Source organism: Rhodococcus sp. 105337, assembly GCF_012844225.1.
Taxonomy (GTDB): Bacteria; Actinomycetota; Actinomycetes; order Mycobacteriales; family Mycobacteriaceae; genus Rhodococcus.
In genome coordinates this window covers 629207-649891 of sequence record NZ_JABAGQ010000001.1, presented here as the reverse complement: position 1 = coordinate 649891, position 20685 = coordinate 629207, and the positions used below count along the sequence as shown (strand labels likewise).

The 20685-nt window shown below is 66.8% G+C and carries 17 protein-coding genes; 14 read left to right on the top strand and 3 right to left on the bottom strand.

What is annotated here, in order from left to right:
- The first annotated feature begins 2 nt into the window (after positions 1 to 2).
- From HF886_RS03000 to HF886_RS02955, 10 genes are all read left to right on the top strand, one after another.
- Entirely contained in the window at positions 3 to 1085 is a 1083-nt protein-coding gene (locus HF886_RS03000) for an acyl-CoA dehydrogenase family protein (RefSeq protein WP_169622089.1), read from the top strand.
- On the top strand, positions 1082 to 1885 hold the full coding sequence (locus HF886_RS02995; RefSeq protein ID WP_169622090.1) for an enoyl-CoA hydratase: 804 nt from the start codon (positions 1082 to 1084) through the stop codon (positions 1883 to 1885). The genes HF886_RS03000 and HF886_RS02995 overlap by 4 nt, the downstream gene beginning before the upstream one ends.
- Positions 1882 to 3456 (top strand): AMP-binding protein, encoded by a 1575-nt coding sequence (locus HF886_RS02990; protein ID WP_169651506.1) that lies wholly within the window; start codon positions 1882 to 1884, stop codon positions 3454 to 3456. The genes HF886_RS02995 and HF886_RS02990 overlap by 4 nt, the downstream gene beginning before the upstream one ends.
- 40 nt (positions 3457 to 3496) lie before the next feature.
- Positions 3497 to 5395 carry an NAD(P)/FAD-dependent oxidoreductase gene (locus tag HF886_RS02985; RefSeq protein WP_169651505.1) on the top strand — a complete coding sequence of 633 codons (1899 nt, stop codon included), beginning with the start codon at positions 3497 to 3499 and terminating at the stop codon, positions 5393 to 5395.
- Positions 5396 to 5928: 533 nt separating this feature from the next.
- Positions 5929 to 6822, top strand: a complete 894-nt coding sequence (locus HF886_RS02980) for a cyclase family protein (RefSeq protein ID WP_169622093.1) — start codon at positions 5929 to 5931, stop codon at positions 6820 to 6822.
- A 29-nt stretch (positions 6823 to 6851) separates the two neighbouring features.
- Complete coding sequence (locus tag HF886_RS02975) at positions 6852 to 7319, top strand: VOC family protein (protein WP_169622094.1); 468 nt, start codon at positions 6852 to 6854, stop codon at positions 7317 to 7319.
- A gap of 114 nt (positions 7320 to 7433) precedes the next feature.
- The gene (locus tag HF886_RS02970) at positions 7434 to 9278 is read left to right on the top strand and encodes an NAD(P)/FAD-dependent oxidoreductase (protein WP_169651504.1); all 1845 of its coding nucleotides are present in this window, start codon (positions 7434 to 7436) and stop codon (positions 9276 to 9278) included.
- 97 nt (positions 9279 to 9375) lie between these two features.
- A complete protein-coding gene (locus HF886_RS02965) occupies positions 9376 to 10170 on the top strand; it encodes a hypothetical protein (RefSeq protein WP_169651503.1) in 795 nt (264 codons plus the stop codon).
- On the top strand, positions 10170 to 11108 hold the full coding sequence (locus tag HF886_RS02960) for an NAD(P)-dependent oxidoreductase (protein ID WP_206038470.1): 939 nt from the start codon (positions 10170 to 10172) through the stop codon (positions 11106 to 11108). Before HF886_RS02965 ends, HF886_RS02960 begins: the two co-directional genes overlap by 1 nt.
- A 32-nt stretch (positions 11109 to 11140) precedes the next feature.
- The gene (locus HF886_RS02955) at positions 11141 to 12031 is read left to right on the top strand and encodes an alpha/beta hydrolase (protein WP_169651502.1); all 891 of its coding nucleotides are present in this window, start codon (positions 11141 to 11143) and stop codon (positions 12029 to 12031) included.
- Positions 12032 to 12131: 100 nt separating this feature from the next.
- On the opposite strand, the gene HF886_RS02950 is transcribed toward HF886_RS02955, so the two are convergent.
- Positions 12132 to 12824 (bottom strand): SDR family NAD(P)-dependent oxidoreductase, encoded by a 693-nt coding sequence (locus HF886_RS02950; protein ID WP_169622098.1) that lies wholly within the window; start codon positions 12822 to 12824, stop codon positions 12132 to 12134.
- Positions 12825 to 13038: 214 nt separating this feature from the next.
- Here HF886_RS02950 and HF886_RS02945 point away from each other — a divergent pair, with 214 nt between their 5' ends.
- The 3 genes from HF886_RS02945 to HF886_RS02935 all read left to right on the top strand — a co-directional run bounded on the left by HF886_RS02945 (position 13039) and on the right by HF886_RS02935 (position 16920).
- Entirely contained in the window at positions 13039 to 13752 is a 714-nt protein-coding gene (locus HF886_RS02945) for an alpha/beta fold hydrolase (protein ID WP_346765285.1), read from the top strand.
- Positions 13753 to 13891: 139 nt separating this feature from the next.
- The gene (locus tag HF886_RS02940) at positions 13892 to 15799 is read left to right on the top strand and encodes a 2-oxoacid:acceptor oxidoreductase subunit alpha (protein ID WP_169651500.1); all 1908 of its coding nucleotides are present in this window, start codon (positions 13892 to 13894) and stop codon (positions 15797 to 15799) included.
- A 41-nt stretch (positions 15800 to 15840) separates the two neighbouring features.
- Positions 15841 to 16920, top strand: coding sequence for a 2-oxoacid:ferredoxin oxidoreductase subunit beta (locus HF886_RS02935; RefSeq protein WP_240954879.1), 1080 nt, complete (start codon positions 15841 to 15843; stop codon positions 16918 to 16920).
- Between the two features lie 30 nt (positions 16921 to 16950).
- On the opposite strand, the gene HF886_RS02930 is transcribed toward HF886_RS02935, so the two are convergent.
- Entirely contained in the window at positions 16951 to 18342 is a 1392-nt protein-coding gene (locus HF886_RS02930) for an amidohydrolase family protein (protein WP_169651498.1), read from the bottom strand.
- Positions 18339 to 19562, bottom strand: coding sequence for a CoA transferase (locus tag HF886_RS02925; protein WP_169651497.1), 1224 nt, complete (start codon positions 19560 to 19562; stop codon positions 18339 to 18341). The genes HF886_RS02930 and HF886_RS02925 overlap by 4 nt, the downstream gene beginning before the upstream one ends.
- A 58-nt stretch (positions 19563 to 19620) precedes the next feature.
- Here HF886_RS02925 and HF886_RS02920 point away from each other — a divergent pair, with 58 nt between their 5' ends.
- Positions 19621 to 20685 carry an enoyl-CoA hydratase/isomerase family protein gene (locus HF886_RS02920; RefSeq protein ID WP_169651601.1) on the top strand — a complete coding sequence of 355 codons (1065 nt, stop codon included), beginning with the start codon at positions 19621 to 19623 and terminating at the stop codon, positions 20683 to 20685.

Below are 20685 nucleotides of genomic sequence, written 5' to 3'. Positions count from 1 at the left end.
AGATGGAATTGGCATGGGGCGAGGACTTCACTGCCCTCGCAGATGTGAGCAAGTCGGTGTTCGCGCGGTACTCGCCGCTCGAAGACCGATCCAACACTGTTCCGTTGGTGGAACAGGTCGCGCAGTTCGCCGAACTCGGCTGGCTGCAACTCGGTGATCCGACCGGCGCCGACGCCGATAGTCCGTCACTTGCGACGATCGCCGGCATCTTTGTCGAGATGGGCAGGGCGCTGGCCGCCACCCCGCTGCTCGAGTTGACGATGTCCCGCGACGCCGCACTGGTCATCGGCACCGACGAGGCGACGAGCCTCGCCGAGCGGATCGGCAACGGCGAGGTCGTGGTGGTCCCGGTGTTCCCGTCCCCCGAATGGGGCTCGACGGTGACGTACGAGAACGGCGTGCTCAACGGAGTCGCGTTGGCCGTGGACCACGCCGACAGCGCCGACAGTTACCTCGTGTACGCAGCCGGTAGGGAAAGCGTTGTGGCTGTGGTGCAGCCGAGCTCGGTGGCCGGTGTCGAAGCGATGCCGAACATGGGTGGGCACCCCTTGTTCGCAGTGAGGTTCGACAGCACACCGGTCACCGACGCGGCGGTGCTGGCCCGCGGCCTCGACGCCGACCGCGCCGTCGAGGTCGCAGCGCAGCGCGGAGCGGTGCTGCGCGCCGCGCAGGTCTACGGTGCCGGATTGAAACTGCTGGACATGACCGTGCTGTACGCGCAGCAACGACACCAGTTCGGTGGACCGATCGGCCGATTCCAGGCGGTGCAATACCTGTGCACCGACATCGCGATCGCTGCGCACTTCACCTCGGTGCACACGCGGGCGGCCGCCGCCGCCCTCGACACCGGCCTCGATCCGCAGCCCCACATCGGTCTGATGTGTAAACAGGCGGCGAAAGCTGCACTGGAGATAGTCCACTCGGCGCACGAGGTCCACGCCGGCATCGGCTACATGGTCGAGTCGAATGTGCACCTGTTCACCGACGCCGCGAAGCGCTGGCAGTTCGACTTCGGCTCGGCCACACGCAACGACGCCGACATCGTCGCGGCCCTCGACCACATCTACACAGGGGCCGGCCGATGAGCTACATCGACTACCGGGTCGACGACGCCGTCGCCGTCATCAGTCTCAATCGACCGGACAAGCACAACGCCCAGGATGCGTCCCTGCTGCGTGACCTCGACGCCCGCTGGCAGCAGGCCGCCGCCGACGACGAGGTCAAGGTGATCGTCGTGCGCGCCAACGGCGATCACTTCTCCGCAGGCCATGACCTGAAGACCCCGGCCCCGGGGTACTTCAAGGAGGGCAAGACCACCCTCGAGAGCGCCTACGGCTGGGAGACCGAGCACTATCTCGGCTTTTCCCGCAAGTGGCGAGACGTCCCCAAGCCGTCGATCGCAGCTGTCCAGGGCGCCTGCGTCGCCGGTGCCCTCAACGTCATCTGGCCGTGCGATCTGATCATCGCGGCCGATAACACCTACTTCAGCGACCCGGTGGTCAAGTTCGGTGTCGGTGGCGTCGAATACCACGCGCACACCTGGGAACTCGGTGCTCGTCGTGCCAAGGAAATGCTGTTCACGGCCCGGAAGCTCACCGCGGCCGAAGCGTTCGCCGCCGGCATGGTGAACCGGGTGGTCCCGCTCGACGAACTCGGCACGCAGACCATGGAACTGGCGCGCGAGATCGCGGAGATGGATGCGTGGGGCCTGGCCACCGCCAAGCGCGCCGTCAACCAGACCCTCGACATCATGGGCCAGCAGGCCGCATTGCAATCGGCCTTCGACATCCACTGGCACGGACACGCGAACGCCCTGCTGCGCACCGGATACCCGCTCTTGACACCTGGTCCCCTTCCGTCGGATGCAAATAAGGAGAAGTCGTGAACTCGGACATCGCGCCGAACGACGCAGTCTCCCTGTGGGATCTGCTGGCCCTGCGAGCTGAGACCAGCGGTGAGACCGTCGCCGTCATCGACGAGTTCGATCGCCGCATGACTTTCACCGAGGTCGTCTCCATGGCCGAACGCGTCGCGGCCGGCCTGCTGGCCCGCGGGGTCGAACCCCGCTCCACGGTGAGCTGGCAACTGCCCACACGCATCGAGACCATCGTGCTCAGCCTGGCGCTGTCGCGTCTCGGCGTGACCCAGAACCCGATCATCCCGCTCTATCGGGCACGTGAGGTCGGGGCCATGATCGCCCAGTGCGAGTCGGATTGGCTCATCACCCTGGGGGAGTTCCGCGGTTTCGACCACGGGGCCATGGCCGAGGAATTGCGCGCGGCGAGCGGTGATCTCCTGAACCTGATGGTTGTCTCCTCGGAACTGCCCGACGGTGACCCGGCCACTCTTCCTCCCGCGCCGGTCGGCCGCGACGAGGTGCGCTGGATCTACACCACTTCCGGTACTACCTCGGCACCCAAGGGCGTCTGTCACACGGACGGCACGCTCATCGCCGGCGGTGTCGCGCTGGCCGATGCGATCGGTGCGACCGCCGACGACACCGGCACCATCTTCTTCCCGTACGCACATATCGGTGGTCCCGATCTGCTGATCGCTTCGCTGGCCACCGGAATGTCGTTGGTGGTCATGGAGGTCTACGCGCCGGCTGCCGCAGTGGAGCTGATGCGCCGGACGGGGGTGACCATCACCGGCGGATCGACCCCGCACTACGCCCTGCTGCTCGAGGAGCAGCGGAAGAATCCGGGGAACCCGGTGGTTCCGACCCTGCGTATGGTGACCGGCGGGGGAGCGCCGATGCCGGAGAGTTTGTTCCGGGACGTGCTCGCCGAGATGGGCATTCCGATCCTGCATGCCTACGGCATGACCGAGTGTCCGATGATCACCTCGGCCCGGATGGACGACAGTGTCGAACAGCTGGCCACCACCTCCGGCCGCCCGGTCCTGGGTTGCGAGGTACAGATCCGCACCGAGGACGACGAAGTACTGCCCACCGGCCAGGTCGGACGGGTATGGCTGCGCGGCCCGATGCTGTTCAAGGAGTACCGCGCCGACGGCGAGATCATCCGTCCCTTCGATGCTGAGGGCTGGATGTTCACAGGTGACACCGGAAAGCTCGAGCCGGAGGGGCACCTGGTCCTGGTCGGCAGGGAGAAGGACCTGATCATCCGCAAGGGCGAGTCGATCAGCCCTACCGAGATCGAAGAGGTCCTCGCGGCCCATTCTGCCGTCGCCGACGTCGCCGTCATCGGCCTGCCCGACGACCGGTCGGGTGAGCGCATCTGTGCAGTTCTCCAACTGCAGGACGGCGCAGCGGCCCTCGACGTCGATACGCTCCGCACGTACTGCCGTGACGCCGGTATCTCGCCCGCGAAGTTTCCCGAGGACGTCGTGATCGTCTCGGAGATGCCGAAGACACCGACGATGAAGATCCGCAAGCAGCATCTCCGGCAATTCGTCATCGACCAGCGGGCCCTGTCCGGCGCGGCTGACGAGTGACACGCCCCCCGTGCCCCCCGAATCGAGAATTGGAACAACCATGCCAGGACGTAGCTACATAGAGCGCGCCGTCGAATGCGCCGACACGAATGCGTTGCGGATGGCGCTGTACCAGGCGACCCGTGACGCGGAGATCGCCGCGATCACCCCCGAACGTGTCTTCGGCCCGACGACGGACGCCATCGTGTTCTCCGACCACGATGTCGCACTCATCCGAGCGAAAGCCGTCGACTACCTGCTCACCGAACCCTACGAACCCGCACTGCCCATCCCGTCGCGCGACGAAGTCGTCGAGTTGCTCGAGATGGCCGAAGCCCGCGAACTGGGGCCCGACGACCTGATCATGCGCCACCACATCCCGGCCTTCGAGGACATGCCATTCCAGGCACAGTGGACCGGGGAGAAGACGATCCCGGAGGGTTACCACGTCGCGATCGTCGGTGCCGGGTTTGCCGGTGTCGCCATGGGGGTGCAGCTCGTGCAGCTCGGCATCCCGTTCACGATCTACGAGCGTCGCGCCGAGGTCGGCGGGGTGTGGAGCATCAACACCTACCCGGACGTCCGTGTCGACACGCTGAGCTTCACCTACGAGTACGCGTTCGAAAAGAAGTATCCGTGGACCGAGTACTTCGGCCGGCAGTCGGATGTCCGAGAGTACATCGACCACGTAGCGCGCAAATATGGCGTCTACGAACATATCCGGTTCGACGCCGACGTTCAGGAAGCCCGTTTCGACGAAACCACCCAGTGCTGGACGATGACCGTGCGGGGCGAGGACTCGGTCGCGGAGGTCGAAGCGAACGTGGTGGTCGCCGCGAGCGGTGTCTTCGCGACACCGCGTGAGCTGTCGGTGGAGGGTGTTTCCGGATTCACCGGCCGGATTGTGCACACCGCCCAGTGGAGCGAGGATGTCGAGTACGCCGGCAAGAAGGTCGCCGTCATCGGTAACGGATCAACCGGAGTCCAGCTCCTGTCGAAGGTGGCCGAGAAGGCCGACTCGGTAGTGGTGTACCAGCGGACGCCGCAGTGGATCTCGCCGCGCACCAACTACGGCGTGCCGATCGCCGATGAACTGCAGTGGCTGATCCAGAACATGCCCTTCTACTGGAACTGGAACAAGTACGTTGCCGGACTGAGCACGATCGATCTGCGTAATGTGCTCATGCCCGACGAGGAGTGGATCGCCGGGGGCGGTCACATCAGCGAGCGCAACGACATGCTGCGCGAGATGCTTATCGCCTACATCTCGAACCAGGTCGACGGCCGCCAGGACCTCATCGACAAGCTTGTCCCGGACTACCCGCCGATGACGCGGCGCCCGGTGGTCGACAACAACTGGTACGCCTCGTTGACGAGGAACAATGTCGAACTCGTCACGACGCCGATCGAGCGGATGACCGATACCGCGATCGTCACCACCGAGGGGAAGACCCGCGAGACGGATCTGGTCATCGCTGCGGTCGGCTTCCAGACCGAAAAGTACATCTGGCCGACGCAGTACTACGGCCTCGGCGGAGCAAGCCTCGAGGACGTCTGGACCGCGCAGGGCGCTCAGGCGCATCTCGGCATGACCGTGCCCGGATTCCCCAACATGTTCATGCTGTACGGCCCCAACTCGCAGCCGGTGGCGAGCGGAGCGGGACTGCCCACGTGGTTCGAGATCTGGACTCGCTACATCGCCGAATGCATCGTCGGCATGCTCGAGAAGGGCCGGAAGTCGATGGTCATCCGCAGGGACGCCTTCGACGAGTACAACGAGCAGTTGCACGAGGAAGCCAAGAAACTCATCTACCTCATGCCGAACTCTGCGATGGAGAAGAACTACTACGTCAACGAGTTCGGCCGGCTGCAGATGAATGCACCGTGGAACGGTGAGGAGTACTACGAACTGTGCAAGAGCCCGGACGAGTCGCACTTCGACTTCACCGAAGCGCAGTAGTACGTTTCGTTCGCTCACGCGGTGACAGGGGCGTGGGGCGGGAACGATGAAAAGAGAAGCAGGACAACGGAGTTGCGGCGGGATGGTGTTCGGTCTTCGGGCACGAACATGACCTCGCCCACCGATCGGAATCCGTCTTCATCCGGGGAACGGATCTTCCGCCTCCCGACTGGTTGACGCTGCGGTCGACGTCGAGCTCTGCCGGTCTGCATCCGGCTGCTCACGCGGATCCGGAATTGCCAATGGGAGCTTCCCGGCTCCGTGGAGACGGCACTTAAACATTCACCCGCCGTCGCTATTTCGCGGATTTTCGATACGGGCCGGAATGCCTGTGTGAGCAGAATCGAGTGGAACCGAATCGAAACCAGGATGTTGACGCGAACGTAGCCGATGGCTACAGTGAGTCCGGTCACAAGGCGGACGGTAAATGTCGTGGCTCACGGATTCGATTCGCACTCGTTGTCCGGCATGTCCCCGAAACCGACCGACAACCACCCCGAACCTCGCTACGAGGACACGATGTTGAGGAGTCGATGTTGAGCACGCGTAAGTCGAACTGGGGCCGTTGGGGCGAGTCGGATGAGTTGGGCGCTCTCAATCACCTCACGCCGGAGCGGGTCCTCGCCGCCCTCAGGCTTCCCAAGACGGGCAAGACCTACAGTCTCAGCATTCCGATCCAGCGGTCCGGGGTGCCGAACCTCGAATACCGCGGCATCCCACAGCGACTCACCCTGACCAATCATCAGGACGAGGCGATGGCCCGCGCCAACGGTGGCGCGCCCGGAGTCGGCGCCAACGAGGACCAACTCGTCATGCCGTCGCACACCTCGACGCACATGGACGCACTGTGTCACGTGTACGCAGACAACAAGATCTATAACGGCTACCCCGCCGACCAGGTCACCCCGTACTCGGGCGCCGCCAAGTGCAGCATCGACAAGGTCGGCGGAATCGCCGGCCGCGGCGTCCTCATCGACGTCGCAGCCTCCAAGGGTGTCGACCTGCTCGAACCGGGCTACGTCATCACCGTGGCCGATCTGCAGAAGGCACTGGACGAGCAGGGTATCGAACTGCAGACGGGCGACCTGGTACTCATCCGTACGGGATGGCTCGAGGACTACTTGGCCAACCAAGGCGAGATGATGCCGCAACCGGGCGTCGGTCTCGAAGCGGCCGCCTTCCTCGCGGAGAAGGACGTTGCGCTGGTCGGCTCCGACAACGCCGCAATCGAACCCATCCCGTTCGATCAGAACGTTTACCTCGGTGGGCACATCATCCTGCTCGTCGAGCACGGTATCTACCTGGTCGAGAACATGAACCTCGCAGAACTGGCAGCCGACCGGTGCTACGAGTTCCTGCTGACCATCGGCGCATTGAAGATCACGGGCGCCACCGCGAGCCCGGTAACCCCGGTCGCCGTCGGCTGACGAACCTCTCACACGACAAGGACCTCCGGATGACCGAGAACACCGAGGCGGCCGTGCACACGTACCGCACCTCCCACGTCGGACTGTGTGTTTCCGACCTCGCCAAGAGTCTTCGCTTCTACTGCGACGGACTGGGTTTCGTCAAGATCATGGAATACGATATCGACGAGCAGATCCCCGAGGTCGACGCGCCGTGCAGCCTCACCTCGTCTTTTTTGGAGAAGGACGGCCTGCGCATCGAGCTGCTCTCCTACCGGCAGCCCGGCGTGATCGGGACCCCGCCCACACGCCGCAACCATCTGGGCATGACCCACCTGTCGTTCTTCGCCGAGGACATCGACGCCGCAGCCGACGCGCTGTGTGAATTCGGCGGCGTCCTGGTGCCGCAGACCCGCGCAGGTGCGGGCGATCCGACCGCCCCGCAGTTCGTGTTCGTGGCCGACCCCGACGGTAACCGAGTCGAGCTCATGCACATCCCCGCCGGCACCCCCTGGTGACGGGACCTGCGCCGGATTACAGCTTCCCCCGATAGATCGCTGAGTGCGTCACGGCGACCGATCCCACCGTCGCCGGATCGCACATGCCGACGCAGTGACGACCAAAGGACTTTCATGACCGCCCCCGACAAGACAGCACGCGATCCACACCTCTGGGAACCCCAGCGCAAGGTCGACGACCTCGAATGGTTCCGCCAGAAATACGCGGAAGAGCGCGACAAGCGCCTGCCGAACACCGGTGCCGACACCTTCCAGGCCATCGATTTCGACGGCAAGTTCGCCTCGTTCGACGCCGATCCACACGCGGACGGCCCCCGCACCGCACCCCCTGAGACCGCTGATCTCGACATGCTCGTCATCGGCGCCGGCTTCATGGGCATCAGTACCGGCATCGAGCTCAAGAAGGTCGGTGTCACGAACTTCAAAATCCTCGATGTCGCAAGCGATTTCGGCGGTACTTGGTACTGGAACCGTTACCCGGGTGTGCGCTGCGACATCGAGTCGTACATCTACCTGCCGTACCTCGAAGAGACCGGTTACATCCCGACGGAGCGGTACACCCGCGGCAGCGAGATCTTCGCCTACACCCAGTCCCTCTGCACGCAGTTCGGCCTGTACGAGCACGCCCTGTTCCAGACGCGGGTCACCGAGATGGAGTGGGACGAGGACTCGGCGCGGTGGACGGTACGCACCGACGGCGGCGATGTGTTCCGTGCCCGGTTCGTCTCGACCCAGAGCGGTCTGTTCAGCCGCCCCCAGCTGCCCGGCATCCCGGGGCTCGAGAAGTTCGCCGGCCACAGCTTCCACACGAGCCGCTGGGACTATGAGTACACGGGCGGTGACATCACCGGGAATCTGACCGGGTTGCACGACAAGCGTGTGGCCATCATCGGAACCGGTGCCACGGGCGTGCAGGCTATTCCGCAGCTCGCCGAGTATGCGAAGTCGCTGGTCGTATTACAGCGCACGCCTACTCAGATTGCGCCCCGCGAGAACGCTCCGACCGACGTCGAATGGTTCAAGTCCCTGCCCGAAGGGTGGCATCGTGAGCGCCGCGCATCCTTCGACAAGTGCGCGATGGACCGTGCCACCGCCCACTGCGATGTCGACGACGGCTGGATCAAGTTCGCGAAGTACCAGATGCGCGCGATCTACGAGGCCGGCGGCGCGGAACCGACCCTCGAGCAGTACATGGACGCGATGGAGCGCTCGGACTACGAGTGGAACGAGATGCTGCGAGACCGCGTCGACGCCATCATCACCGACCCGGCCAAGGCCGACAAGCTCAAGACCTACTACCGCACCATGTGCAAGCGGCCCGGCTTCAGCGACGACTTCCTGCCTGCCTTCAACAAGGAGTCCGTCGACATCGTCGACACGTCCACCACACCGATCGACCGGATCACCGAGAAGGGCATCGTCGTCGGTGACCGAGAGTACGAAGTCGACCTCATCATCTACGCGACCGGCTTCCAGCAGGGACGCACCTGGACCGACAAGGCGGGTTACGACGTGCTGGGCCGCAACGGCAACCGGCTGTCGAAGAAGTTCGCCGAGGGCGTCAGCACCTACCACGGCTTCCTCAGCAAGGACTTCCCGAACCTGTTCTTCCTGGGCTTCACCCAGTCGACGCAGGTATCGAACATCTCGAACCTCATCGACAACCAGGCCCGGCACATGGTCTACATGGTCGGCAAGTGCTTGAACGAGGGCATCCGGGCGATCGAACCCACCGCCGAGGCGGAAGCCGGATGGAACGCGACCATCGCCGAGCACGCAGAGATGCGGCGCGACTGGAACACCTCGTGCACCCCGGGCCACTACAACAACGAGGGCCGCGTCGACGACAAGCGCAGCACGCTCGTCGGCGGCTTGTACGGACCGGGCTACGAGTACTTCGACCTTCTCCGCAAGTGGCGTGAGGACGACGAGTTCGAAGGCATCGCCGCGATTCGCTGACTCACCCGGACGTCGCCCACAGGAATTGTTCCGGGACCGCGCGCAGCCGATGTAACGGCTGCGCGCGTGTCCGTGCCAGAAAACGAAGGAGAGAGTAATGACGTTGACTCCGGTGAGACTCGGCCAAGCGCTGTTCACCATGGTGGACCCGGCGCGCGGTCACGAGGTCGCATACAACCGCTGGTACGAGCGCGACCACCGCTACTCGGGTTGCATGATCGGTCCCGGCTGGTTCGCCGGTAGCCGCTGGGTGGCGCCGAAGTGGCTCAAGGACCTGCGCTTCCCGGAGACCGGCCCGGTCGCGACCAAGACCGAGGACGGCTCGTACCTCGCGATCTACTGGGTGCACGAACCGGAGATCGAGGAAGCCGAAGCCTGGGCGCGTACCCAGGTAGGCGAGTTGTACGCTGCGGGACGCGGTTTCGCCGAGCGTGAGCACGTGCACACCGGCCAGTATCTGCCGGACTCGAACATCTCGGCACACGAGGACGGCGTTCCTCTCGAACTCGCGCTCGACCACAACTACCGCGGACTCGTCACCGTCATGATCGAGCCGGCCGAGGGCGTTGCCCGCGATGCCGCCCTCGAGATCATCAACAGCAGCCCGGCCGAGAAGCTCCTTGCCACCGGCACGGTCGATCTCGTGAGCAACTGGCGGATGAAGCCCTGGCCCGCCGATCACAACGTGCCGATGAAGATGGGCAACGACGGCGGATCCACCGAGCGCATCCTTCAGATGTGCTTCCTCGAGGGCGATCCCGCCGAGAGCTGGCAGCACATCGTCGACTACGCCGCGAACATCGAGAGCTCGGGCGCGGGTCGCGTCACCTTCGCCTCACCGTTCATCCCGACCGAGATCGGTACGGACAAGTACACCGACGAACTGTGGTGATGCCCGTGTTGAGCGGCGAGAAGATTCTGGTGACCGGGGTGACCGGTCAGATCGCTTTCCCGATCGCACGGATGCTGGCGGCAGAGAACGAGGTGTGGGGGCTGGCGCGGTACAGCCGCCCCGATGCCCGGCAGCGGGTGAGCGAAGCGGGAATAGTCCCGGTCGCGTGTGATCTCGGCAGCGGCGACTTCGACGGTGTCCCGACGGATTTCACGTACGTCGTACACCTGGCGGCGAGTCTGGCTCCGGGATGGGACTACGACGCCGCGATCCGCGCCAACGCGGAAGGCACCGGGCTTCTCTTGCAGCACTGCCGATCCGCCAAGGGTGCCCTCGTGATGTCGACCCATTCGGTCTACCGCCCGCAGGACGACCCCATGTACGTGTTCACCGAGCAGTCGCCACTGGGAGAGTGCAACAGCACCCACACCCCGACCTACTCGATGTCGAAGATCAGCCAGGAAGCCACCGCTCGGTTCGCCGCCCGCGCCTTCGGCATTCCGGTCACGATCGCTCGGATGAACGCCTCGTACGGTCCCAACGGTGGACTGCCTGCTATGCACATCGACGCCCTCGTCGAAGGCCGGTCGATCACCACGCGATGGGATCCGTGCATGTACAGCCCGATCTACGAAGACGACATCAACATGCAGGTCGGCGCCCTCCTCGAAGCAGCGTCCACGCCGGCACTCATCGTCAACTGGGGCGGCGACCATCCGGTCAGTGTCCAGGAGTGGGCGGCGTATGCCGGTGAGCTGATGGGCCTCGACCAGACCGTCGACGTGGTCCCTATCGAGGGGACGCTGCGCGGATCGATCGCGGACACGACGCGGCGCGCATCCATTACCGGACCGTGCACGGTGGATTGGCGTGAAGGCATCCGTCGGACGATTGCCACTCGCCATCCGGGCAGGCTCGTCGAGCCCGCCCGCTCGTGAGCATCACTTCGTAATCAGCATTGGGAGACGATATGCCGACGACAGTGCACAAGTCGCTGCCCGCGGAACGGACGGGCACACCGGCGAGTCCGGAATTGCGGGAACGCCGCACGAAGTTCGCCGCGACCGAGATCGACCCCGCGCTGGGGGTCGCGGCGGGCGACGCGGACTTCGCGGGTGTGCCGTGCCGGACCATTCGGGCCGGTGACCGGGCCACCATCCTCTACCTGCACGGGGGCGGCTACCGGATGGGTAGTCCGGAGGCATACAACGCCTATGCTGCGGCGCTGGCGGTGGACGCCGAGGCGACGGTTGTCCTGCCGCGCTACCGGCTCGCACCGGAGAATCCGTTCCCGGCCGGACTGCGTGATGCCCTCGCGGTCTACGAGCAGCTCGCATCCGCCGCGGAGGGACCGATCATCCTCGGCGGTGACTCGGCGGGCGCCGGTCTCGCCGCCGCGGTGATCGTCGCGTCGAGGACGAGCGACGTGCGCCGCCCCGACGGGTTGATGCTGTTGTCGCCCTGGCTCGACCTGCACTGCTCGTCACCGTTCTACGAAACGGCACCCGACGTCTTCTTCCCGTTGGCGACGGCGGCGTCGGCGCGGGACGACTATCTGCAGGGCGCCTCCGCCAGCGACCCGCTGGTCTCGCCGTTGCTGGCCGACCACACCGGTTTCCCACCCACCCTGATCCAGGTCGGCGGCAACGAGGCACTGGTCGGTGATGCGCTCGGGCTGGCCGAATCGCTCGCGAACGCGAACGTCACCTGCACACTGGAAGTAGTAGCGGATCAGGGGCACACATGGCCGCTGATTTATCCCGGTCACAGCGTCTCAGTCGCATCGATCGAGTCGTGTGCCCGGTTCGTCCGGTCGCGTGCAACGAACGGTCGACGTACGGGTGGCAACGAAACGCGATAAGCGATGCTGCTCCTCGCGGCCGAGGTGAGTGCGCCCGCATCACCGGAACCGCAATGTCGGTCGATGCCGGTGCGCGGCACGCGTCACGGGCTGAGCGCGGTCAGCCGACGTTCGTGACGGGGATCAGCGCGCCCGTGACGGGCGAGCCCGCGTCGGAGATCAGGAACTCGATCACCTTGGCGACGTCGGCCGGCTGCGACCACTTGCTGGTATCGGCGTCGGGCATCGCGGCGCGGTTGGCGGGTGTGTCGATCACGACGGGCAGCAAGGCGTTGACCCGGATGTGGTCTTCGCGGTACTCGAGTGCCATCGTCTCGACGAGAGCGGAGACGGCGGCCTTCGACGCGATGTAGGACGCGCCGCCTGGGAACGGGCTGCGCGTCGCGGCGGTGGAGATGCAGACGATCGATCCACCGCCGCGACGGATCAGGTGGGGCAGCGCTGCCTGGCTGACGGCGTACGCGGTCCGCAGGTTGAGGTCGAGCTGGGAGTCGAGGACCTCGATGGGTGTCTCGTGGACCTTCGGACCCGAGGCGAATCCACCGACGAGGTTGACGACGCCGAACAGCGGCGCGTCCGGATCTTCGCCGGCGACTGCCAGCGCATCTTCGAGTTGCTGGTCGTCGGTGAGGTTCGCCTGCACGAGATGCAGGTTGGGGTGGGTACCGACGCGGCTGAGTTCTTCGCGCACGAGCCAGGGCACCACCACTCGCCACCCGGTATCGAGCAGGTGTTTCGTCACGGCTGCTCCGAGACCGCCGGTGCCGCCACTGACCAATACGGTGCGAGTCATGCCACCGCCCCTTCCTGACAGGTTCGCTCGGTCGCCGGGAGGCTCCGAAGTACGCTCGGCATCGGTTCGCCGAGGTGATGAGAGCCACACTATCGCAAACGGAAATGGAATTCTCCAAATTTTTCCGGCGAATGGGATCGGCATCGGCTCGGCCCCCCGTACGAAGATCGTCACGGGCCGGAGTTCCGGCCCGATCACCGCGAAGGGACCACCTGTGACCGACATCGAAGCGAACTTCCTCCACGTCGGAGAACTGCGCGCCTACCTGGCTCGTCCCGCCGGAGGCAGCACCGGCGCGATGCTGCTCCTGCCGATGATCACCGGTATCGGCGCCCAGGTCCGCGAATACGCCGAGGACATCGCGCGCGCCGGGGCCACGGCGCTCGTGTGGGACCCGTGGCACGGGCCGAGCGCCGACGACACCCCGCGCGACCGGCTCGCCGAGATGATGGGCCGACTCGACGACGAGGCGTCCCTCGCCGAGATGGGAACGCTGCTGGACTATGCCGTCGACGAGTTGGGCGTGTCGAAGATCGGCGTGATCGGGTGGTGCCTCGGGGGACGCCTCGCGCTGCTCCTCGCCGCACGCGACGAGCGGCCCGCCGCTGTGGTCGCGTACCACCCCTCCATCTGGGACTCGGCTCCGCCGAACCACACCCTCGACGCGGTCGACCAGGCCTCGACGATCACCGCGCCGGTCATGGTGCTGCACGCCGGCGCCGACACCGTGATGTCCGCAGAGATCTTCCGCGACCTTCAGCAGGCGCTCCAGCAGCGCCGAACCGGGGCAACCATCATCCATGTCTATCCCGGTGCCGAACACGGCTTCAGCGTGCGGTCACGGCACGGCAATCAGGTCAATGCGGACGCCTACGCGCTCTCCTGGCCGCAGGTCCTGCGCTTCGTCGCCGATACCACGCTCGGCTGAGCCGCGCGGTCGGCCGACGCACGGTTCGGGGCGGCACGGACGAGAAAGTTCCGGGAACGGGTTGCGGAAATGCGCCGGAGGACGACCATGGAGCACACCCGACCCCCAGCGCACGCCGGGGGAAGAAGGAGCCGACCGTATGACGTCGAGACCGACCGCGAGGAAGTTGGAACAAGTCGTCATCCGCATAGCGGGTGACTCCGGCGACGGGATGCAACTCGCCGGTGACAGATTCACCGCCGAGGCCGCCGCGTTCGGCAACGACCTCGCCACCCAGCCCAACTTCCCCGCCGAGATTCGCGCACCCCAGGGCACACTGCACGGCGTCTCGAGCTTCCAGATCCAGATCGCCGACTACGACGTCCTCACCGCGGGGGACCGGCCCGACGTGCTCGTCGCGATGAATCCGGCTGCCCTGAAGTCCAACCTCGGCGACCTGCCTGCGGGTGGGATCCTCATCGTCAACAGCGACGAGTTCACCAGGCGCAATCTGAGCAAGGTCGGCTACGACGCCAACCCGCTCGAGACCGACCTCGTCGAGCCGTTCGTGGTTCACGCGATCCCCATGAGCACCCTCACCGCGGGCGCGGTCGAGCCGTCCGGTGTGGGGAAGAAGGACGCCCACCGCGCCAAGAACATGTTCGCGCTCGGAGTGTTGTCGTGGATGTACGGGCGTCCACTGGCCCCCGTCGAGGACTTCCTCGAGCGCAAGTTCGCCGCGAAGCCGGACATCGCGCAGGCCAATGTCCTGGCGCTGCGCGCGGGATGGAACTACGGCGAGACCACCGAGGCGTTCGCCACCACCTACGAGGTGGGCAAAGCCGCGTTACCGCCCGGGCGATACCGGCAGATCACCGGAAACACCGCGCTTGCGTACGGCCTCGTCTCGGCCGGACGGTCCGCGGGGATGGACGTGTTCCTCGGGACCTATCCGATCACCCCGGCGTCCGACATCCTGCACGAACTGAGCAAACTCAAGCGGTTCGGTGTGCAAACCTTCCAGGCCGAGGACGAGATCGCGGGGATCGGTGCTGCGATCGGCGCATCTTACGGCGGCTGCCTCGGGGTGACGAGTACGTCGGGACCGGGTCTTGCTCTGAAGTCGGAAGCCATCGGACTGGCCGTGATGACCGAACTGCCGTTGATCGTCATCGACGTGCAGCGCGGTGGGCCCTCGACGGGCCTGCCCACCAAGACCGAGCAGGCCGACCTGCTCCAGGCGATCTTCGGCCGCAACGGGGAATCTCCGGTCGCCGTCGTCGCGCCGCAGTCCCCGTCCGACTGCTTCGAGGCGGCACGGGAAGCAGCGCGCATCGCCGTCACCTACCGGACACCGGTGCTGCTGCTGTCCGACGGCGCCATCGCGAACGGGTCCGAGCCGTGGCGCATTCCCGACGCCGCGGACCTCCCCGCGATCGAACCCGGATTTGCGACACCGCCGGGGGAGGAAGGCCCCGGTCATCTGCCCTACGCGCGGGATCCGGAGACGCTTGCCCGAGACTGGGCGATCCCGGGTACCCCGGGGCGGGAACACCGCATCGGCGGTCTCGAGAAGGCCAACGGCACCGGCGACATCTCGTACCACCACACCAATCACGAACTGATGACCCGGGTTCGGGTCGCCCGCATCGCGGGTATCGCCGTACCCGATCTCGAGGTCGACGATCCTGGTGACGACGCGGACATCCTGGTCCTCGGCTGGGGTTCGTCGTACGGACCTATCGGGGAGGCCGTCCGCCGGGCACGTCGCGGGGGCCGTCCGGTCGCGCGGGCACACCTTCGTCATCTCAACCCGATGCCCGCGAACCTCGGTGACGTGCTCGCCCGGTACCGGCGGGTACTGGTACCGGAGATGAACCTCGGTCAGCTGTCCATGTTGCTTCGGGCACGGTACGACGCGGACATCCAGCCGGTGACCAAAGTTGCCGGCATGGCGTTCCTCGCCGACGAACTCCACGAGGCGCTGCTCGACGAGTTCGAGGACGGACTGCGCAGCGCCGAATCCGCAAAGACCCCAGCCGCGGTGGCGGCAGCCGTGACACGCTGACGCGCCACCGAAGATCGGAGATCCGACAGATGACGGGAACGATGCACAACGGCACGGCCCACGAGACCGGCGCGGTCGGCAGGGATCTGGGTCTCAGTGGCCTCGCCCATGTACCCCGCACCGACGTGCCACAGAAGGCGAAGGACTTCACCACCGACCAGGAGGTCCGGTGGTGTCCCGGATGCGGCGACTACGTCATCCTCGCGACCGTGCGCAGCATGCTGCCGCAGTTGGGGCTCGCGAGGGAGAACATCGTCTTCGTGTCGGGTATCGGATGTTCGTCGAGGTTCCCGTACTACCTCGACACCTACGGCGTGCATTCCATCCACGGCCGCGCGCCGACACTGGCCACCGGACTGGCCGTCACCCGGCCCGACCTGTCGGTGTGGGTGGTCACCGGTGACGGCGACGCGCTGTCGATCGGCGGCAACCACCTGATCCACGCGCTACGCCGCAATGTGAACATGCGGATCCTGTTGTTCAACAACAGGATCTACGGACTGACCAAGGGGCAGTACTCACCGACCTCCGAGGTCGGCAAGGTCACCAAGTCCACACCGATGGGCTCGGTCGACGCCCCGTTCAACACGATGTCGCTGGCACTCGGAGCGGACGCGAGTTTCGTTGCCCGCGCGCTGGATTCGGACCGGGAGGGATTGACGGAGGTGCTGCGCGCCGCGGCGCATCACCGGGGCGCGGCGTTCGTCGAGATTTTGCAGGACTGCCCGATCTTCAACGACGGTTCGTTCGACGTGCTCCGGAAGGACGGCGCCGGCTCCCGGTTGATCCACGTGCGGCACGGCGAACCGATCATCTTCGGAACCGACGACGAACTGTGCGTCGTGCGCCGCGGTTTCGGTCTGCGGGTGGCGCAGCGCGCCGAGGTGGACCCCGGCGACATCGTGGTCCACGATGCGCACACCGAGGACCTCGAGTACGCCTACGCCCTGTCGCGACTGTCGGACCAGAACCTCGAGTACACGGTCACCGGAATAGTGCGAGCAGGACAGCGGCCGGCATACGACGACGGTGCGCGCGACCAGGTGGCGCGGGCGAAAGCCGAAGCGCCGGCAGACCTCCAGCAACTCCTCGACGGTCCCCACACCTGGACCGTGTCCTGACGACCTGACGACTCCCCGCGCCTTCCGGCGTCATCCGTGCACGACACGGCCGCCGATGACGGTGGTGCGCACCGCTGATGACGACGGCGCCGAGAGAACGTCGGCGAGAGGAGCGTGGAGGAGCACTACATCTCCGGGTTGCCCGATCCGGATCGTCCTCGGATTCCCGCCCGGATCGTCTGCGGCCGAGAGGAACCCGGCGAGCGCCTGGGAAGGATCGAGAATCTCGGAGTGGCCGAGGACCGCACCCGACTCCGTCGTCCGTGTCGTGGCGGCTGCGATGATGGCCCACGGGTCGAGCGGCCCGTACGGGGCATCGCTCGACAGCGCGAGAGGTACGCCCCCGTCGAGCAGGCTGCGGCATCGATACAGGTCGCCGCGGTCCCGGGGATCCACGTCGCGCAGGTAGCTGTCGCCACGATCGGAGAGGAACCCGGGCTGCGACACGACCCGCAGGCCGAGCCGGCGCAGATCGTCGATCGATTCGGGGGGTATGAGAGCACCGTGCTCGATCCGGTCGCCGGGACGGGCACCCACCTCGGCGAAGGCGGCGAGCAGGATTGCGAACGCTTCTCTGCTCACACAGTGCACCGCGACCGCGCGCCCGGCGGCGTGCACGTCCCGGATCGTCTCGGCGAGCACGTCGAGGTCGGGGAGCCCGGAGTCGGCGAGCACGATCTTGTAGGGACCGGAGCTCAGAGTGCCGCTGGGGGAGACGAATCCGGCCGGTGCACCGAGAAGATGCAGGCGCTGGGGGAGCGCACCGCCTCCGTGCGCGTCCACCAGAGCCGCGAGCGAACTCGGTGACAGGTCCGGTGTCGCGTCGGTCAGACCGGTGATCCCGTACGCCGCGAGCTGAGCGCCGATCGCGTCGAGCGGGGGCGGCGCGGTCGGCGGCAACCGGTCGCGTAGCCACGTATCGGCCCGCCACACGCGTCCCGTCGGGCGCCCGTCGCCGTACCGTTCGACGCCGGGATGGTCGGCGGCGTCGAGTCCGGCGAGCGCCGCGGCCGCGGAGTTCAGGACCCAGAGCGCGCCGCTGCGATGCTGCACCCGCACAGGGCGCCGCGCGTGCATCCGGTCGAGAGCCTCGGAATCGAGCTCCCCCGCTACGGATTCGAAGTATCCGACTCCACGGACCGAGTCACCCGGTGCCGTCCGCAGCACTCGTGCGAGGTCGTCGGGGGTACGAACATGCGGGGGTCCGCAGCGCACCGACGACCGTTCGGCAGCTGTTGCGTGCAGGTGGATGTGGTGGTCGTGCAGGCCCGGTACGAGTGCTCCGCCGGCGCCGTCGATCACGTCGATGTTCCCGGTCGGTTCGAGTCCGACCCCCACCTCGGCGATCACCCCGTCCCGGATCACCACTGCCGAACCGGGAACGCCGCCGAGTTCGACATCGCGCAGCATCAGCGGCGTCATCGCCGGATCCCCAGTTCGCCCAGTAGCTGTGCGGTGTCCCGTCCCGAGCGAGCGGCTTCCCCGTGCGGTTCGCGTGGGCGCGGCGGGACGATCTCCACGGGGGCCGGACCCGTGTCCACCCACCACCGGCCGCCGCGCCGATATGCCTGCGGTGCAGGAGAATGCGATGCGTTCAGAGTCGCCGCGACGACGGCCGACATCGACACGTCCCACAGCACACCGGACCCGTCTGCGGGGGCCGACAGTGCAAGGGTTGCGGCGGTCAGGCCGGTGAGGGGATCGGCCAGCGCATCGCCCACGAAGACCGGACCGTGCGCGTCGTGGGCGAGCAATCCGGCGCTTCCGGCGACATCGTCACCGAAGCCGACGCGCATCGACCCGCGACCGTGCGCGGTGATCGACACCCACGTGCCGCCGCGCGCCACCACTGTTTCGGCGTCGAGCCCGAAACCGGCGAGGGCGCGGGGACGCGACGCCTCGACGACGATGTCCGCAGCATCGACCAGGGCGGCCAGTTCCCGGCGTTGCCGGTCGTCGGACGGGTCCAGCACCACCGACTCGTGGCCGCCGTGCAGCAAGCGATAGAACTCGGAGTTGCCGCGTCGTGCTCCGTCGGGCCGGTCGGGCGTCTCGACCTTCACGACGCGCGCCCCCGCCAGTCCCAGCACGTGAGCGCACAGCGGACCGGCCCACAGAGCGCTGAAATCGACGACGAGCAGTCCGTCGACCTGCCGTGGTTCCAGTGGTACGGGCGGCGTACCGGTGGGCGGCGTCACCGGTCCGGCGGCGATGCCGAGCAGTTCCGCGCGGTCGGCGAGTTCGGCGCCGGTGTGGCCGGCGACCCAGGCCGTGACGGCGGGCCACGGGTCGTCGGCCACGTCGGCGCCGACGAGGGCGCCCAGGAGCAGGGGGTCGCCGGGACGTGCGCACGACACCGCTGCCCACCCGTCTGCGGTGGGCAACAGTCGGCACGCGCCGCCCACCGACGTGGCGCCGGCCCTGCGGGCGCCGGTGAATGCGGCACGCTCGGACAGCAGGTGGGCGCCGTCGAGTTGTACCGAACCGGCGGTCGCGGACGCGATCCGTGCCGTCAGTTCCCTCGCCGTGGTTGCCGCCCGGCCCGGTGGGATCAAAGGAGGGCCGTCGACTCTCCCCGTGAGAGAAGCAATTCCGCTCTCCGCCCAGTCCCTGACCGGGTCGCCGGCGGAAGAGGAGGACATGAGCGTGATGCTACATTCCAACGCGAGGGGGCCGGAGTCGAGCGTGAAGGCACAACATATGGACCCGACGACAGCCGTCACGATTTCCGTTGCCGATCTCGCGGACGGGGCAGCCGACGAGCCTTTCTTCGCGGACGGGGGCGCGGCCGACCGTCCGATGCTGATCGTCGACCTCGACGATGTCCCCGCGTCGGTGCTCGAGCGGGCGGCTCACCGGGCCGCGATGTCCGATCGACTGCTGGCCGGCCGGGCGACGGTGCCGCTCGATTCCGGCGCCTTGTCCCCATTGCTCGGCGCGCTCGACCTCACATATGCCACCGGCCCCGATCCGGTCACGACGACGGTGGTCGGCACGCCCGATCCCGGCGCGAGCGCCGCAACCGTGCTCGACGCCGTGACAGACAATCCGCTCGCGGCGCTGGTGTTGCGGCAGGTGTTGCGCACCGCCGACACCCTTGCGGTATCCGGCGCGCTCGATGTCGAGTCACTGGGATATTCCACGCTGCAGAGCGGACCCGAGTTCGCCCGGTGGCTCGACGACCGGGGACTCCGCCCGCTGCCCCCGCCCGCGTCCGGGGATCCCGTGCTCCTCGTGCGCGACGGCGTGACGCTGCACGTGACGCTCAATCGCCCGGAACGGCGCAACGCGTACGGGACGCAGTTGCGCGACGCATTGGTCGACGCGCTCCGGTTGCCGCTGATGGACGAGAGCATCGAGCGTGTCGTCCTCGACGGCGCGGGACCGTCGTTCTGCGCGGGCGGAGACCTCGACGAGTTCGGGCGCACCCCTGACGCGGCGACCGCGCACCTGATCCGTACCCGCGGGGGCGCGGGACGAGTCGTCGCGCAGCTCGCAGACCGGATCGAGGTGCGTCTGCACGGTCACTGCGTCGGTGCCGGCATCGAGATTCCGGCGTTCGCGGGCAGAGTGGTGGCCCATCCGGCGACGGTGTTCCGGCTTCCCGAAGTGTCGATGGGGCTGATCCCTGGAGCAGGCGGCACGGTGAGCATTCCCCGTCGCATCGGGCGGTGGCGCGCGATGCATCTGTTCGTCACGGCGCTGCCGCTGGACGCGGATCGCGCGTTGGCGTGGGGCTTGATCGACGAGATCCGCGCCGACTGA

Coding starts and splice junctions, on each gene's coding strand:
- HF886_RS03000 (WP_169622089.1), top strand. CDS start 3: ATGGAATTGGCATGGGGCGAGGACTTCACTGCCCTCGCAGATGTGAGC.
- HF886_RS02995 (WP_169622090.1), top strand. CDS start 1,082: ATGAGCTACATCGACTACCGGGTCGACGACGCCGTCGCCGTCATCAGT.
- HF886_RS02985 (WP_169651505.1), top strand. CDS start 3,497: ATGCCAGGACGTAGCTACATAGAGCGCGCCGTCGAATGCGCCGACACG.
- HF886_RS02980 (WP_169622093.1), top strand. CDS start 5,929: ATGTTGAGCACGCGTAAGTCGAACTGGGGCCGTTGGGGCGAGTCGGAT.
- HF886_RS02975 (WP_169622094.1), top strand. CDS start 6,852: ATGACCGAGAACACCGAGGCGGCCGTGCACACGTACCGCACCTCCCAC.
- HF886_RS02970 (WP_169651504.1), top strand. CDS start 7,434: ATGACCGCCCCCGACAAGACAGCACGCGATCCACACCTCTGGGAACCC.
- HF886_RS02965 (WP_169651503.1), top strand. CDS start 9,376: ATGACGTTGACTCCGGTGAGACTCGGCCAAGCGCTGTTCACCATGGTG.
- HF886_RS02960 (WP_206038470.1), top strand. CDS start 10,170: ATGCCCGTGTTGAGCGGCGAGAAGATTCTGGTGACCGGGGTGACCGGT.
- HF886_RS02955 (WP_169651502.1), top strand. CDS start 11,141: ATGCCGACGACAGTGCACAAGTCGCTGCCCGCGGAACGGACGGGCACA.
- HF886_RS02950 (WP_169622098.1), bottom strand. CDS start 12,824: ATGACTCGCACCGTATTGGTCAGTGGCGGCACCGGCGGTCTCGGAGCA.
- HF886_RS02940 (WP_169651500.1), top strand. CDS start 13,892: ATGACGTCGAGACCGACCGCGAGGAAGTTGGAACAAGTCGTCATCCGC.
- HF886_RS02935 (WP_240954879.1), top strand. CDS start 15,841: ATGCACAACGGCACGGCCCACGAGACCGGCGCGGTCGGCAGGGATCTG.
- HF886_RS02930 (WP_169651498.1), bottom strand. CDS start 18,342: ATGACGCCGCTGATGCTGCGCGATGTCGAACTCGGCGGCGTTCCCGGT.
- HF886_RS02925 (WP_169651497.1), bottom strand. CDS start 19,562: ATGTCCTCCTCTTCCGCCGGCGACCCGGTCAGGGACTGGGCGGAGAGC.
- HF886_RS02920 (WP_169651601.1), top strand. CDS start 19,621: ATGGACCCGACGACAGCCGTCACGATTTCCGTTGCCGATCTCGCGGAC.